The 14335-nt window shown below is 73.1% G+C and carries 14 protein-coding genes; 6 read left to right on the forward strand and 8 right to left on the reverse strand.

The window, feature by feature from the left end; translation table 11 throughout:
- Positions 1-15: 15 nt before the first annotated feature.
- Positions 16-1011, reverse strand: coding sequence for an aldo/keto reductase (locus tag ACFW3D_RS09120; protein WP_500503052.1), 996 nt, complete (start codon positions 1009-1011; stop codon positions 16-18).
- A 34-nt stretch (positions 1012-1045) separates the two neighbouring features.
- Complete coding sequence (locus ACFW3D_RS09125; protein WP_500503233.1) at positions 1046-1738, reverse strand: GDSL-type esterase/lipase family protein; 693 nt, start codon at positions 1736-1738, stop codon at positions 1046-1048.
- Positions 1739-1995: 257 nt separating this feature from the next.
- Here ACFW3D_RS09125 and ACFW3D_RS09130 point away from each other — a divergent pair, with 257 nt between their 5' ends.
- Positions 1996-2601, forward strand: coding sequence for a mycothiol-dependent nitroreductase Rv2466c family protein (locus ACFW3D_RS09130; protein WP_500503054.1), 606 nt, complete (start codon positions 1996-1998; stop codon positions 2599-2601).
- 25 nt (positions 2602-2626) lie between these two features.
- The gene (locus ACFW3D_RS09135; RefSeq protein ID WP_500503056.1) at positions 2627-3643 is read left to right on the forward strand and encodes a hypothetical protein; all 1017 of its coding nucleotides are present in this window, start codon (positions 2627-2629) and stop codon (positions 3641-3643) included.
- Positions 3644-3719: 76 nt separating this feature from the next.
- Here ACFW3D_RS09135 and serC read toward each other — a convergent pair whose 3' ends face one another.
- Positions 3720-4838, reverse strand: coding sequence for a phosphoserine transaminase (gene serC / locus ACFW3D_RS09140; protein ID WP_500503058.1), 1119 nt, complete (start codon positions 4836-4838; stop codon positions 3720-3722).
- A gap of 86 nt (positions 4839-4924) precedes the next feature.
- Here serC and ACFW3D_RS09145 point away from each other — a divergent pair, with 86 nt between their 5' ends.
- Complete coding sequence (locus ACFW3D_RS09145) at positions 4925-7705, forward strand: FAD-binding and (Fe-S)-binding domain-containing protein (RefSeq protein WP_500503060.1); 2781 nt, start codon at positions 4925-4927, stop codon at positions 7703-7705.
- Between the two features lie 28 nt (positions 7706-7733).
- Here the strand turns inward: ACFW3D_RS09145 and ACFW3D_RS09150 are convergent, their stop codons facing one another.
- Both ACFW3D_RS09150 and ACFW3D_RS09155 read right to left on the reverse strand, forming a co-directional pair.
- On the reverse strand, positions 7734-8312 hold the full coding sequence (locus ACFW3D_RS09150) for a Uma2 family endonuclease (RefSeq protein ID WP_500503062.1): 579 nt from the start codon (positions 8310-8312) through the stop codon (positions 7734-7736).
- A 138-nt stretch (positions 8313-8450) separates the two neighbouring features.
- Positions 8451-9353, reverse strand: coding sequence for an NADP-dependent oxidoreductase (locus ACFW3D_RS09155; RefSeq protein WP_500503064.1), 903 nt, complete (start codon positions 9351-9353; stop codon positions 8451-8453).
- A gap of 140 nt (positions 9354-9493) precedes the next feature.
- On the opposite strand from ACFW3D_RS09155, the gene ACFW3D_RS09160 reads away from it, so the two are divergent.
- Together ACFW3D_RS09160 and ACFW3D_RS09165 are read left to right on the forward strand one after the other, a co-directional pair.
- Complete coding sequence (locus ACFW3D_RS09160; protein ID WP_500503066.1) at positions 9494-9907, forward strand: winged helix-turn-helix transcriptional regulator; 414 nt, start codon at positions 9494-9496, stop codon at positions 9905-9907.
- A 115-nt stretch (positions 9908-10022) separates the two neighbouring features.
- Complete coding sequence (locus ACFW3D_RS09165) at positions 10023-10445, forward strand: hypothetical protein (protein WP_500503068.1); 423 nt, start codon at positions 10023-10025, stop codon at positions 10443-10445.
- Positions 10446-10502: 57 nt separating this feature from the next.
- Here the strand turns inward: ACFW3D_RS09165 and ACFW3D_RS09170 are convergent, their stop codons facing one another.
- Positions 10503-11969 carry an MFS transporter gene (locus ACFW3D_RS09170; protein ID WP_500503070.1) on the reverse strand — a complete coding sequence of 489 codons (1467 nt, stop codon included), beginning with the start codon at positions 11967-11969 and terminating at the stop codon, positions 10503-10505.
- Between the two features lie 18 nt (positions 11970-11987).
- Entirely contained in the window at positions 11988-12443 is a 456-nt protein-coding gene (locus tag ACFW3D_RS09175; RefSeq protein ID WP_500503072.1) for a MarR family winged helix-turn-helix transcriptional regulator, read from the reverse strand.
- Positions 12444-12586: 143 nt separating this feature from the next.
- On the opposite strand from ACFW3D_RS09175, the gene ACFW3D_RS09180 reads away from it, so the two are divergent.
- Entirely contained in the window at positions 12587-12796 is a 210-nt protein-coding gene (locus ACFW3D_RS09180) for a ribbon-helix-helix protein, CopG family (RefSeq protein ID WP_500330345.1), read from the forward strand.
- Here ACFW3D_RS09180 and ACFW3D_RS09185 read toward each other — a convergent pair.
- The gene (locus ACFW3D_RS09185) at positions 12766-14226 is read right to left on the reverse strand and encodes an NCS2 family permease (RefSeq protein WP_500503074.1); all 1461 of its coding nucleotides are present in this window, start codon (positions 14224-14226) and stop codon (positions 12766-12768) included. The two genes, ACFW3D_RS09180 and ACFW3D_RS09185, sit on opposite strands and share 31 nt — an antisense overlap.
- Positions 14227-14335 lie beyond the last annotated feature (109 nt).

The following is a 14335-nucleotide window of genomic DNA, read 5'->3' on the forward strand; positions in this document are numbered from 1 at the left end:
GGGGGCCGCGGACGCCTACCAGGCGAAGGCCTCCGGGGAGGGGCCCGGGCCGGGGAAGATCTCGTCCAGCTCGGCGAGCAGTTCCGCCGGGAGCTCCAGTTCGACCGCGCGCAGCGCGGAGTCCAGCTGTTCCCGGGTGCGCGGGCCGACGATCGGCCCGGTGATGCCGGGACGGCCCAGCAGCCAGGCCAGGGCGACGTCACCGGGCTGCAGGCCGGCCTTGTCGACCGCGTCCTCGTACCGCTGCACCTGCTCGCGCAGGACGCCGTCCTTCAGTGAGTCGGCGCTGCGGCCCGAGGTGGAGCGGGCGCCGCCGCCCTCGCGCTCCTTGCGCAGCGCGCCGCCGAGCAGGCCGCCGTGCAGCGGCGACCAGGGGATGACGCCCAGGCCGTACTCCTGCGCGGCGGGGATGACCTCCATCTCGGCGCGGCGCTCGACCAGGTTGTACAGGCACTGCTCGCTGACCAGGCCGAGCGAGTGGCGCCTGGCGGCGGCCTCGTTGGCCTTGGCGATGCCCCAGCCGGAGAAGTTGGACGACCCGGCGTAGAGCACCTTGCCCTGCTGCACCAGGACGTCGATCGCCTGCCAGATCTCCTCCCACGGCGTGGCGCGGTCGATGTGGTGGAACTGGTAGACGTCGATGTGGTCGGTGCCCAGGCGCTTCAGGCTCGCCTCGGCGGCACGGCGGATGTTGAGCGCGGAGAGCTTGTCGTCGTTCGGCCAGGGGGCGCCGTCGGTGCCCATGTTGCCGTAGACCTTGGTCGCCAGGACGGTCCTGTCGCGGCGGCCGCCGCCCTTGGCGAACCAGCTGCCGATGATCTCCTCGGTGCGGCCCTTGTTCTCGCCCCAGCCGTAGACGTTGGCCGTGTCGAAGAAGTTGACGCCCGCGTCGTGCGCGGCGTCCATGATGGCGTGGCTGTCGGCCTCGTCCGTCTGCGGGCCGAAGTTCATCGTTCCCAGTACGAGCCGGCTGACCTTGAGTCCGGTGCGTCCGAGCTGTGTGTACTCCATGGGGCACAAGCCAAGCCGTTGGAGTGCGCTCGAATCAAGCGGAGTTGAGGGGGTGTCGGTACGGCGCCCCCAGGCCCCACGCCTGGTGCGCGGCGTCGGCGAACGCGGCCGCCAGCCGGTGCTCCCCGGAGGAGTTGGGATGGGTGCCGTCGTAGGTGTCCCGGGCGATGTCGTACCCGGCCGGACGGGAGGCCAGCAGCAGCGGTGAGGCCGGGGTGCCCAGGTCGGCGACGGTCTTGGCCAGGCGAGTGTTGAACTCCTCGCACTGCGCGCCGAATCCGGGGTCCTGGTCGCAGCGCGAGTTGGGTATGACGGGCAGCAGCACCGCGGCGACGAGGGGGTTGGCGGCCCGCGCCCGTGCGACGAACAGCCGCACGTTGGCCTCGGTCTGCTCGGGGTTGGTGTAGAAGCCGAGGTCGATCAGCCCCAGCGACACCAGCAGCACGTCGGGACGGTGCTCCCGCACGGCGCCCTCGATCAGCGGCGCCATGTGCAGCCAGCCCTCGCCCCAGCCGGCGAGGTGGCGGCGCCCGGAGACGGGGAAGGCGGGGTCGGCGTAGTGCTGCGAGTCGGCCGCGCCGGCGGCGGGGTCGTGGAGCCCGGTCCGCGGGCCGACGATCTCGAAGTCCTCGCCCTCCGTCCCCAGCGACCGCAGGTGCTGCCACATGCGGTAGCGCCAGGTGTGCTCCCCCGCGCTGCCGACGGTCATGGAGTCGCCGACGAACATCCACGCCGTGCGGCGTCCGGGCATGCGGCGTCCGGGCGTGCTGCGGGGCCCGTCGCCGGGGCCGGGGGGTGCACTGGACATGGAGGGGATCTTAGGGCCCGCGGGCCCGTCGGAAGGGCCCTGACCTCGGGTCCGGCGGTGTTAGGACCGTCACTGCCGAAGGCCCCGCGCCCAAGGGCCGTTCCGGGGATTGGCCCACCGCGAGCAACCCTGAATGGCCCTGCTGAGCGGGCCGTTCCGTTTCTAGGGTGGTGGGCATGACGCACTCGGTGGACTTCTACTTCGACCCCATCTGCCCCTTCGCCTGGATCACCTCCCGCTGGATCCTGGAGGTGGAGCGGGAACGCGAACTGCGCCTGCGCTTCCGGGTGATGAGCCTGTCCGTGCTCAATGAGGGCCGCGAGGGCCTGCCCGAGCGCTACGAGCGGCTGCTGAGCACCGGCTGGGGCCCGGTGCGGGTCTGCGTCGCCGCCGCGCGGCACCACGGGGAACACGTGCTGCGGGAGCTGTACACGGCGCTGGGCACCCGGCTGCACGTGCAGGACCGGCCGCCCTCCGGCGAGGTGCTGCGCGAGGCGCTGGCGGAGGCGGGCCTGCCGCCGGAGCTGGCGGAGGCCGCCGACGGCACGGCGTACGACGAGGAGCTGCGCAGGAGCCACCACGAGGGCCTGGACCCGGTCGGGGAGGAGGTCGGCACGCCCACCCTGCACATCGACGGGGCCGCCTTCTTCGGCCCCGTCCTCACCTCGATCCCGCGCGGCGAGGAGGCGGCGCGGCTCTTCGACGGGGTGCGGGCGCTGGCCGGCCACCCGACCTTCTTCGAACTGAAGCGCAGCCGTACCGGAGGCCTCGACTTCGCCTGAGCCGTCCACCTGGCAGGCTTGGCGCATGCGCCCACTGATCGCCGCGGCCGCGGCCTCCGTCCTCGTCATGGGTCCCCTGGTCGGCACGGCGGCCGCCGACGACGGGGAGTCCGTGGCCTTCACGATGTCGGACCCGCGGATCACCGAGTCGAGCGGCCTGGTCGCCAGCCGCCTCCACAAGGGCGTCTACTGGACGCACAACGACAGCGACGACGGCCCGTACGTCTACGCCGTCGACTCCGCGACGGGCAAGACCGTCGCCACGATCACCCTGCGCGGGGTGGGCAGCCCGCGCGACGTCGAGGCGATCTCGATGGGCCCGGACGGCGCCCTGTACGTCGGCGACATCGGCGACAACCTCGACGGCTCCTGGCCGCACGTGTGGATCTACCGCTTCCCGGAGCCGGAGCGGCTGGCGGACCGGACGGTGACCGCGACGCAGTTCACCGTCACGTACGACAAGGGCCCGCGCAACGCCGAGGCGATGATGGTCGACCCGAAGACCGGGCGGGTGTACATCGCGAGCAAGAACGAGGACGGCGGCGGCCTCTACGAGGGCCCTGCGAAGCTCTCCGCGAGCGGCACCAACGTCTTCCGGCGCGTCGCGGACATCCCACTGTGGATCACCGACGGGGCCTTCTCCCCGGACGGCAGCCGGCTGGTGCTGCGCGGCTACTTCGGCGCGCTGATGTACCGCTGGTCCGACGGCGCGGCACGGCGGATCGACCAGATGCACGTACCGCTGCAGCGGCAGGGCGAGTCGGTCGCCTTCACCCCGGACGGCCGGGCCCTGATGTACGGCAGCGAGGGCACGGACAGCGAGGTCTGGCGCGTGCCGCTGAGCGGGGACGACCTGCCCGACGCGGCCCGCCGGGACGCCTCCTCCTCCCCCGGTCCCTCGGGGAGCTCCTCGGCGGACGCCACCGGTTCCGGCGCGGACGGGCCCGGTTCGACCCGGCAGTTCACGCTGGGCGCCGTCACCCTGGCCGCGATCGCCGCGCTGCTGATCGGGGTGCGCCGGCTGCTGCGCCGGGAGCGCTGAGGCGCCCCGGGAACGCCGGTGGGCGGGGCGGTCGCCCCGCCCGCCGGCGGTGGTGGCCCCGTGGTGGGGCCGGGGATCAGAGGCGCTCGACGACGAAGTCGACGCAGGCGGTCAGGGCCTGGACGTCCGCCGGCTCGACGGCCGGGAACATCGCGACGCGCAGCTGGTTGCGGCCCAGCTTGCGGTAGGGCTCGGTGTCGACGATGCCGTTGGCGCGCAGCACCTTGGCGATCGCCGCGGCGTCGACGTCGTCGTTGAAGTCGATCGTGCCGACGACCTGCGAGCGCTTGGCCGGGTCGGTGACGAACGGGGTGGCGTGCTTGGAGTCCTCGGCCCAGCCGTAGAGGTTGCCGGAGGAGGCGGCGGTGCGGCCCACCGCCCAGTCGAGGCCGCCCTGGCCGTTGATCCACTCCAGCTGGTCGTTCAGCAGGAACAGGGTGGCAAGGGCCGGGGTGTTGTACGTCTGGTTCTTCTTCGAGTTGTCGATCGCGGTCGGCAGGTCGAAGAAGGCCGGGATGTGGCGGCCGGACGCGGCGATCCGCTCGGCGCGCTCCAGCGCGGCCGGGGAGAACACGGCGATCCACAGCCCGCCGTCGGCGGCGAAGGACTTCTGCGGGGCGAAGTAGTAGACGTCGGTCTCGGTGATGTCGACCGGCAGGCCGCCCGCGCCGGAGGTGGCGTCGACCAGGACGAGGGCGTCCTCGTCGGCGCCGGCGACGCGCCGCAGCGGCATCGCGACACCGGTGGAGGTCTCGTTGTGGGTGAACGCGTAGACGTCCACGCCCGCCTCGGCGGCCGCCTCGGGGTGCGAGCCCGGGTCGGCCGAGATCACGGTCGGCTCGTCCAGCCAGGGCGCCAGCTTGGCGGCCTTGGCGAACTTGGAGGAGAACTCGCCGAAGCTGAGGTGCTGCGACTTGCGCTCGACCAGTCCGTGGGTGGCGACGTCCCAGAAGGCGGTGGAGCCGCCGTTGCCGAGCACCACCTCGTAGCCCTCGGGGAGCGCGAACAGCTCGCGGATGCCGTCCCGGACCCGGCCGACCAGGTCCTTCACCGGCGCCTGCCGGTGAGAGGTGCCCATCAGCGAGGTGCCGGTCGCGGCGAGCGCGCTGAGCGCCTCGGGCCGCACCTTGGAGGGGCCCGAACCGAATCGTCCGTCGGCGGGCTTGATGTCAGCGGGAATCTGGATCTCGGCCACGTTCGCAGCGTAGTGCGTGACGACCCCGTCACGGGGCTCCGTTCCATCCGGTGAGACATGCGCCGCGGCGGGGCAGGCTGAGGGACATGGCGGACGATCTGCGGCACGCACTGCGCCGCGACCTGGAGCGGGCCGTACGGGGCGAGGTCTCCTTCGACGCGCAGAGCAGGGCGCTGACCACGATGGACGCGTCCAACTACCGGCGCGTTCCGGTGGCCGTGGTCGCCCCGCACGACGCCGACGACGTGGCCGCGGCGCTCGCCGTGTGCCAGGCGCACGGGGTGCCGGTGGTACCGCGCGGCGGCGGCACGTCGATCGCCGGGCAGGCGACGGGCACCGGGGTCGTGCTCGACTTCACCCGGCACATGCACCGGATCGTGTCACTCAGCCCCGAGGCGTTGACGGCCCGCGTGCAGCCGGGGGTGGTCCTCGACGACCTGCGGCGCGCCGCCGCCGCACACGGGCTGACCTTCGGCCCCGATCCGTCCACCCACAGCCGCTGCACCCTCGGCGGGATGATCGGCAACAACGCCTGCGGCGCGCACTCCGTCGCCTGGGGCACCACGGCCGACAACGTCCGGGCCCTGGAGTGCCTCACCTACGGCGGCGAACCGCTGCGCACCGCCGGGCCGCTCCGCGCCGACCTGCGGGAACTGGTGGACGGCAACCTCGCCCTGCTGCGCACCGGCTACCCGCAGCAGCTCCCCCGCCGCATCTCCGGCTACGCCCTCGACGCCCTGCTCCCCGAACGCGGCCGGGACCTGGCCCGAGCCCTGACCGGCAGCGAGGGCACGCTCGCCGTGATCACCGAGGCCGAGGTCCGGCTGGTGCCCGCGCCCCCGGTGCGTGTGCTGGTCGTCCTCGGCTACCCGGACGAGGGCGCCGCCGCCGACGCCGCCAACGGCCTGCTGCCGTACGGCCCGCTGACCGTGGAGGGCATGGCCGCCGACCTGGTGGGCGGGGAGGCCGCCGGGCTGCTGCCCCGGGGCGGCGCGTGGCTCTTCGTCGAGATGCCCGGCACCGGCGAGGCGGAGGCGCTGCGCCGGCTCGCGGACGCGGTCGGCTCGGCCGTCGTGACCGACCCCGCCGCGCAGCGCGCGCTGTGGCGGATCCGCGAGGAGGCCGCCGGGACCGCCACCCGGACGCCCGGGGGCGCGGAGGCCTGGCCGGGCTGGGAGGACTGCGCGGTGCCCCCGGCACGGCTCGGCGCCTACCTGCGCGACTTCCGCGCGCTGCTGCGCGAGCACGGTCTGCACGGCACCCCGTACGGGCACTTCGGCGACGGCTGCATCCACGTGCGCATCGACTTCGACCTGCTCGGCGCGCCGGGGGTGGCCCGCTTCCGGCGCTTCTCCGAGGAGGTCGCGGACCTCGTCGTCGCCCACGGCGGCTCGCTGTCCGGGGAGCACGGCGACGGGCAGGCCCGCGCGGAGCTGCTGCCCCGGATGTACGGGGACGAACTCGTCGCCCTCTTCGGGCGGTTCAAGGACGCGCTGGACCCGGCGGGCGGACTCAACCCCGGCATGCTCGTACGGCCCGGTCCCCTCGACGGGAACCTGCGCTTCGCGGTCCTGCCGCGCCGGCCGGTCGACGTCGCCTTCGGCTACCCCCACGACGGCGGGGACTTCTCGGCCGCGGTGCGCCGCTGCGTGGGCGTCGCCAAGTGCCGGGACACGGGCGGGGGTCCGGGGGCGGACGTCATGTGCCCCTCGTACCGGGCGACGCGCGAGGAGCGGCACTCGACCCGCGGCCGCGCCCGGCTGCTGCACGAGATGCTCGCCGGCGAGGTCGTCACCGGCGGCTGGCGCTCCCCGGAGGTCGCGGACGCCCTCGACCTGTGCCTGTCCTGCAAGGGCTGCCGCACGGACTGCCCGGTCGGCGTCGACATGGCCACCTACAAGGCGGAGTTCCTGCACCACCACTACCGGCGGCGGCTTCGGCCCGCCTCCCACTACCTGATGGGCGGGCTGCCGACCTGGCTGCGCGCGGCGGCCCCGGCCGCCGGGACCGTGAACGCCCTGGCGCGGGTGGGGCCGCTGGCGGCCCTGGCCAAGCGTGCGGCGGGTGTCGCGCCCGAGCGGGAACTGCCGCTGCTGGCCGAGGAGTCCTTCGTGCGCTGGTGGCGGCGGCAGGAGCCCGCCCCGGGGACGGGGGCGGACGCGGAGGCGGCGACCGTGGTCCTGTGGCCGGACACCTTCACCGACCGCTTCTCCCCCGAGGTCGGCCGCGCCGCCGTACGCGTCCTCCAGGCGGCCGGGTTGCGGGTCGTGCTGCCGCCGGGGCGTGTGTGCTGCGGGCTGACCTGGGTCTCGACCGGCCGGCTCGACCGGGCCCGCCGGGTGATGCGCCGCACGGTGCGGCGGATGGCTCCGGTGGTGGCCGAGGGGCATCCCGTCGTCGTCCTGGAACCGAGCTGCGCGGCGGCGCTCCGCACCGATCTGCCCGAACTCCTGGGCACCGACGAGGCCACGGCCCTGGCGGGCTCCGTGCGCACCTTCGCGCAGGTCCTGGAAGAGGCGGCGCCCGGCTGGACGCCGCCGCGCCTCGACCGGGCCGTCACCGGCCAGACCCACTGCCACCAGCACGCCGTCCTCGGTGACGCCGCCGAACGCCGGCTGCGCGCCCGTGCCGGGCTCGGCGGCACCCTGGCCTCCGGCTGCTGCGGCCTGGCCGGGAACTTCGGCTTCGAGCGCGGCCACTACGAGGTCTCCGTCGCCTGCGCCGAGGACCGTCTCCTCCCCGCCGTCCGCGCCGCCCGCCCCGGAACGGCCGTCCTGGCGGACGGCTTCTCCTGCCGCACCCAGCTCGCCCAGCTCGCCGGGGTACGGGCCCGGCACCTCGCGGAACTGCTGGCGGACGGGCTGTGAGGCGGCGAGCGGTGCACAGGGCTGGACCTCAGAACTCCGCGGTGTCCAGCTCCAGTCCGAAAGGCTCGGGCAGCCGCAGCGGCGTGCCGAACGGGTGCGGGCCGTCCACCGACCGGTAGCCGAGCTCCCCCGGCTCCGCGTACAGGGTGCAGCTGCGCTCCTGCCGGTCGACGAGCAGGTACAGCGGGGCGCCGTACTCGGCGTAGCGGCGGCGTTTGACGATGCGGTCGGTGTCGCCGTTGGACTCGGAGGTGACCTCCACCACCAGCAGGGTCTGGTGGGGGACGAGAGCGTCGGCTTCCGCCAGGCCTTCCGGCACGACGGCCAGGTCCGGCACGTACCAGTTCCCACTGCCGGGAAGGTCCAGATTTCCCGAGCCTGAGAGGCAGCCCATCTTCTGCACGACGGGGTCGATCTGCCGACGGATCATGGCCGCGGCCTTCTCATGCCCCCACGTAGGTGGCACCACTTGCTCGATGACCCCCTCGACGATCTGCACCCGGTCCCCCCCGTGGTGCCGGATCGCGTACTTGAGCGCGGTTTCCGGGTCGTCCGGCGCGTACGAGCCGGCGGCCGCCCGGGGCGCCCAGTGGGGCTGTGAGCTCATCGGACCTCCAGGGGCTCCGCGCATGCGACTGACGACACCTCCGATTCTCACGCAGCCACCGCCCGCCCGGGTCACTCCGATCGCACATTCACTCGAAACGATGAAGCACCCCCGAGGTCACCGACGCCGGCATCGGGGTCACGGCACCAGCACGAGCCTCCCCCGCAGTCCGCCCTCCGCGAGACGGGCGTGGGCCTTGGCGGCCTCCGCCAGGGGGTACGTGTCGGCCACCCGCGTGGTGAGCACGCCCCGGTCCAGCAGGGCCACGAGTTCCGCGAGGCGCCCGCCGTCCGGCTGGACCTGGACACCGGCGACGCGGACGCCGCGCTCGGCGGCGGGCACCGCGTCGGGCCGGGCGGTGACGTAGGCGCCGCCGTCCCGTACCGCGGCCAGGGCAGGGGAGCCGAGCGCCGCCGCGTCGAGGGCGGCGTCGGCCCGGACTCCGTCCAGGGACGACACGGCTTCGTCGGCGCCCAGTTCCCGCAGCAGCGGCGCGTCGGCGGGGCGGGCCAGGGCCACGACGTGCAGCCCCGCGTGCCGGGCCAGCTGGACGGCGTAGCCCCCGACCGCGCCCGCCGCGCCGGTGACCAGCAGGCGGTCGCCGGGCCGGACGGCGAGCAGGCCCAGCGCCTGGTCGGCGGTGAGGGCGTTGGTGGGGAGGGTGGCGGCGTGGACGGGGTCGACGGACGAGGGGGCCGCGGCGACGGCGTCCGCGTCCAGCACGACGTGGTCGGCGTGCGCCTTGGTCCGCTGCCCGAACCCGCCCACGGCGCCCACGACGGCCGTGCCCGTCGCAAGGCCGGAGACCCCGGCGCCGACCGCGTCCACGGTGCCCGCGACGTCCCAGCCCAGCCCGAGGAACCCGCCGGGCACCAGTGCCTCGGCGCCGAGATGGCCGGCCCGTACGGCGAGGTCGGCGGGGTTGACCCCGGCCGCGGCGACCCGTACCCGGACCTGGCCGGGACCCGGCTCGGGCAGCGGCACCTCGGCCACCTCCAGCACCTCGGGCCCGCCGAATTCCCTGATCACGACAGCGCGCATGACGAAGACTCCCTGTTCCTCCGGATCACGGCGGTCCGTGGTCCGGTACCGCCACGCACAAACCTAGGGAGAGCTACTCTCTTCCAGTAAGTACGTACCTGGGAGTGCGTACCGAACCGAGGAGTCCGGAGGGGAGTCCCATGGCGACGACCACCGCGTCCCAGCGGCGCGAGGAGGCCCGTGCGGCCTACAACGCGTTCATGAAGGGCTGCCCGACCAACCTGCTGCTCTCCCGGATCAGCGACAAGTGGGTCGGCCTGGTCCTGTCCGCGCTCAAGGAGAGCCCGCAGCGCTACAGCGACCTCGGGCGCCGCATCGCGGGCGTAAGCCAGAAGATGCTCACGCAGACACTGCGCACCCTGGAGCGGGACGGCCTGGTGTCGCGGACGGTCACCCCCTCCGTCCCCGTGCGGGTGGACTACGAGCTGACGCCGCTGGGCGCGAGCCTGGCCTCGCTGTTCTCGGCCGTGAAGGAGTGGGCGGAGGAGCACATCGAGGAGGTCGTCGAGGCCCGCGGGCGCTACGACGCGGCAGCGGAGGCGCAGGCGTCCTGAGGCCGCACCGGGCCGCCCGGTTTCACCGATCCCCTGTGCCGTTCATCCGGTTTCCGGCATTCTGTAGAGCCATAACCGGCCATTTCGGCCGAGTTACGGCAATGGGGGGACCGCCATGCCCGGAGAAGAGCGGGGCACGCTCGGCCGGCTCGTAAAAGCGCTCAGCCTGGGGACGCTGGTGACCGTCTACGTCGCCAGCCTGCTGATCACCTACCGCCAGCTGCACGCCAAACCCGTGCTGCAGGACGTGATCGGGGCACCGGACTGGACCCGTGCGGTCCTGGTCATGGGCCTGGTGATCGGCGGCGGGCTGGGCACGGCCGCGGCGATAGTCGACGACCGCCGCGAGCTGCCCTCGTGGTTCCTGACCGCCGTGGGTGTGGCGGGTGCGCTGGCCTGGAGCCTGTGGGCCTCGTCGAGCCTGGGCGAGGACTACGTCCACATGCTCTTCGCGGCCACCGCCCCGGTCACCGGCCTGCTGGTGTGGGCCGAGCTGATGCGGCAGTTCCGCAACCAGCGCCGGGTCGCCGTCGCCTGACCACCCGGCCGCCCGACCGGCTGCGCGGCCGCACGGCCGGCCGGGCCGGGGCAGCCCTCAGGCGGCCACCGACTCCGACTCCCGCGGAACGAACTCGATCAGCTTGTGGTCCTTGCCGCGGTGCAGGTCGATCTTGAGCCGCAGTCCGCCCAGCCGGGCCAGGACGAGTCCGACGCAGGCCGCCGCCGCCGCGGCGACCAGGCCGCCGGCCAGGAATCCGGTCCGGGCCCCGAAGACGTCGGTGATCCAGCCGACGAGCGGCCCGCCCAGCGGCGTGCCGCCCACGAAGACCATCATGAACAGAGCCATGACGCGGCCCCGCATGGCGGGGTCGGTGGCGAGCTGCACGCTGGCGTTGGCGGTGGTGTTGAAGGTCAGGCCGAAGACGCCGATCGGCAGCATCAGAGCCAGGAAGATCCAGTAGGTCGGCGCCAGCGCCGCCACGACCTCCAGCAGCCCGAACCCCAGCGCCGCGCCGACCAGCAGCCGCAGCCGGGTGCTGCCCCGCCGGGCCGCCAGCAGCGCGCCGACCACGGAGCCGACCGCGAGGACCGAGTTGAACAGCCCGTACATGCCGGCGTCGCCGTGGAAGACGTGGTCGGCGAAGGCGGTGAGCCAGATCGGGAAGTTGTACGCGAAGGTGCCGATGAAGCCGACCAGCACGATGGGCCAGATCAGCTCGGGCCGTCCGGCGACATAGCGCAGGCCCTCGCGCAGCTGGCCCTTGCCGCGCGGCGCGGTGGGCACCGCGTACAGCTCGGAACGGCGCATGAGCAGCAGCCCGGCGAGCGGCGCCAGGAAGGACAGGCCGTTGAACAGGAACGCCCAGCCGCTGCCGACCGCGGTGATCAGCGCGCCCGCGACGGCGGGGCCGATGAGGCGGGCGCTCTGGAAGTTCGCGGAGTTCAGCGAGACCGCGTTGCGGACGTCGGCCGGGCCGACCATCTCGACGACGAACGCCTGCCGTGCCGGGTTGTCCACGACGGTGACCATGCCGAGGCCGAAGGCGATGGCGTACACGTGCCAGACCTGCACGGCGCCGCTGAGGGTCAGCGCGGCGAGGGCGAGACCCAGCAGGCCCATCAGGGCCTGGGTGGCCAGCAGGATGCGGCGCTTGGGGTAGCGGTCGGCGATGACGCCGCCGTAGAGCCCGAAGAGGAGCATCGGGAGGAACTGGAGCGCGGTCGTGATGCCGACGGCGAAGGAGGACCCGGTGAGGCTCAGCACCAGCCAGTCCTGCGCGATGCGGGACATCCAGGTGCCGGTGTTGGAGACGATCGCCCCGCCGGCGAAGAGCCGGTAGTTGCGGTTGCGGAGCGAACTGAACATGCCGCCGGGCGCGGCCGGCACGGCGGGACGGTCGGCGCCGGGGGCCCCGGGCGGTCCGGACGGCCCCGCGGCTCCCGCGGCGGCGTCGGCGCCCGCCGGGGTGGGCAGGTCGGCCGGGTCGGCCGTGCCGGCCGGTCCGGTCCGCTCAGGAATGTTCGGTTCGGGTGCGGCGTCTGATGCGGCTGCCGAACTCAATCCGGTCTCGCCTCCTCGTCATCGGGTCCTTGCGTCGGCGTGAGCGAGCTTCTCCAGGACGGGCGCCGCCTCGCGGAGCACGGCGCGTTCCTCCTCCGTGAGGGTGGCCATGAGTTCGGCCAGGAACGCGTTGCGCCGGGCCCGGCTCTCCTCGAGCATCTCCTCCGCCTGCTCGGTCTGCCGGACGACGACCTGGCGCCGGTCCTCCGGATGCGGGTCCCGGTGCACCAGGCCCTTCGACTCGAGCATGGCGACGATCCGCGTCATGGACGGCGGTTGCACGTGCTCCTTGCGGGCCAGCTCCCCGGGGGTGGCGGACCCGCAGCGCGCGAGGGTGCCCAGCACGGACATCTCCGTCGGGCTCAGCGACTCGTCGACCCGTTGGTGGCGCAGTCGGCGGGAGAGCCGCATCACGGCACCGCGCAGCGTGTTCACCGCTGTGCGGTCGTCCTCGGACAGTTCGGTCACGTTCATTAGACTAGCTCATTACTTACGCTAAATAAAAATTGCCGGAGCGACGCCGCGTCCAAACACATTCGTCAAGGAAGTCACCCATCCGGGTGAGTTCCGCCCCGAAAACGAGGCATGCCCCGAGGGGCCCGCCGGACCCTTGGGCCATGGCTTCGAGAGTGCTCAGCATGCGCATAGACGGGGACCTGCTGGACCGTCTCCAGGCTCACGCCGCGAAACGCGGGATGAGCGTCCAGGACTACATCGTCCGGACGCTCATCCGCGATGACTTCGACGAACGGCTCAAGGCCTCCGTCGACGAGACCGAGCAGTTCTACACGGCCGGTTACGTCAGGCCGAGCGCCGGCATCAGGTAGTAGAAGGCGAAGACCGCCGAGACCGCGTAGAGCGCGGGCGGCACCTCACGGCCGCGCCCCGCCACCACCCGCAGCACGCAGAAGGTGATGAACCCGATGCCGATGCCGTTGGTGATCGAGTAGGTGAACGGCATGAGCAGCATCGTCAGGAACGCCGGGACGGCGATCGTGAAGTCGCTCCAGTCGATCTCCCGCACGCTGCCCGCCATGATCAGGAAGCCCACCGCGACCAGCGCGGGGGTGGCCGCCTGGGCCGGGACCATCGTGGCCAGCGGCGCGAAGAACAGGGCGACGACGAAGAGCAGCCCGGTGGCGATCGAGGCGAGGCCGGTGCGCGCACCCTCGCCGGCGCCGGCGGTGGACTCCGCGTAGCAGGTGTTGGCCGAGCAGGAGCTGAGGCCGCCCGCCGCGGTCGCGATGCCGTCGACCATGAGGACCCGGCTCATCCCGGGCAGGTCGCCCCTGGAGTCCAGCAGGTGCGCCTCGTCGGCGACGCCGAGGATGGTGCCCATCGCGTCGAAGAAGCAGCTCAGCAGCACCGTGAAGACGAAGAGGACGCCGGTGAGCACACCGACCTCCTGGAAGCCGCCGAACAGGCTCACCTTGCCGATCAGCCCGAAGTCGGGGCTGGCGACCGGGTTGCCGGGCCACTGCGGGACGGTGAGGCCCCACGCGGCGTCCTTGACGTTCGCCACCGCGTCCACGACGAGCGCGAGGAGCGTCATCGCGACGATGCTGATCAGGATGGCGCCGGGCACCTTGCGGATGATCAGCGCCAGGGTCAGCAGCACGCCGAGGATGAAGACCAGCACCGGCCAGCCGGTCAGATGGCCGCCCGCGCCCAGCTGGAGCGGGACGGTGGTGTGCGCGGCGTCCGGGATGCGGGTCACGAAGCCGGAGTCGACCAGGCCGATCAGCACGATGAACAGGCCGATGCCGATGGCGATCGCCTTGCGCAGGCCGAGCGGCACCGCGCTCATCACCCGCTCCCGCAGGCCCGTGGCGACCAGCACCATGATCGCGAGGCCGGCCAGGACCACCATGCCCATCGCGTCCGGCCAGCTCATCTTGGGCGCGAGCTGGAGCGCGACGATGCTGTTCACGCCGAGGCCCGCGGCCAGCGCGATCGGCACGTTGCCGATGACGCCCATGAGCAGGGTGGTGAACGCGGCGGTCACGACGGTGGCGGTGACCAGCTGGCCGCCGTCGAGGTGGTGTCCGTACTTGTCCACGCCCGAGCTGAGGATGATCGGGTTCAGGACGATGATGTAGGCCATCGCGAAGAAGGTGGCCAGACCACCGCGGATCTCCCGGGGGACCGAGGACCCCCGCTCGGTGATCCTGAAGAACCGGTCGAGCGCGCCGGCGGCGGCCGCCGGGGGCGGGGTAGGGGCGCTGGGCACGACCTTGGCGGTGGTCGACGGGGACATGCGGTTCCTTGCGTGGGGGGAGCTTTTGGAGGTTCCTACGACTGAAACCGGTCAGCCTCGGACCGTTTCAGTATGAACATATGAGCGTCTCAAACGCTATCTCCGCGCG

Source organism: Streptomyces sp. NPDC058864 (assembly GCF_042742985.1).
Lineage (GTDB): Bacteria > Actinomycetota > Actinomycetes > Streptomycetales > Streptomycetaceae > Actinacidiphila.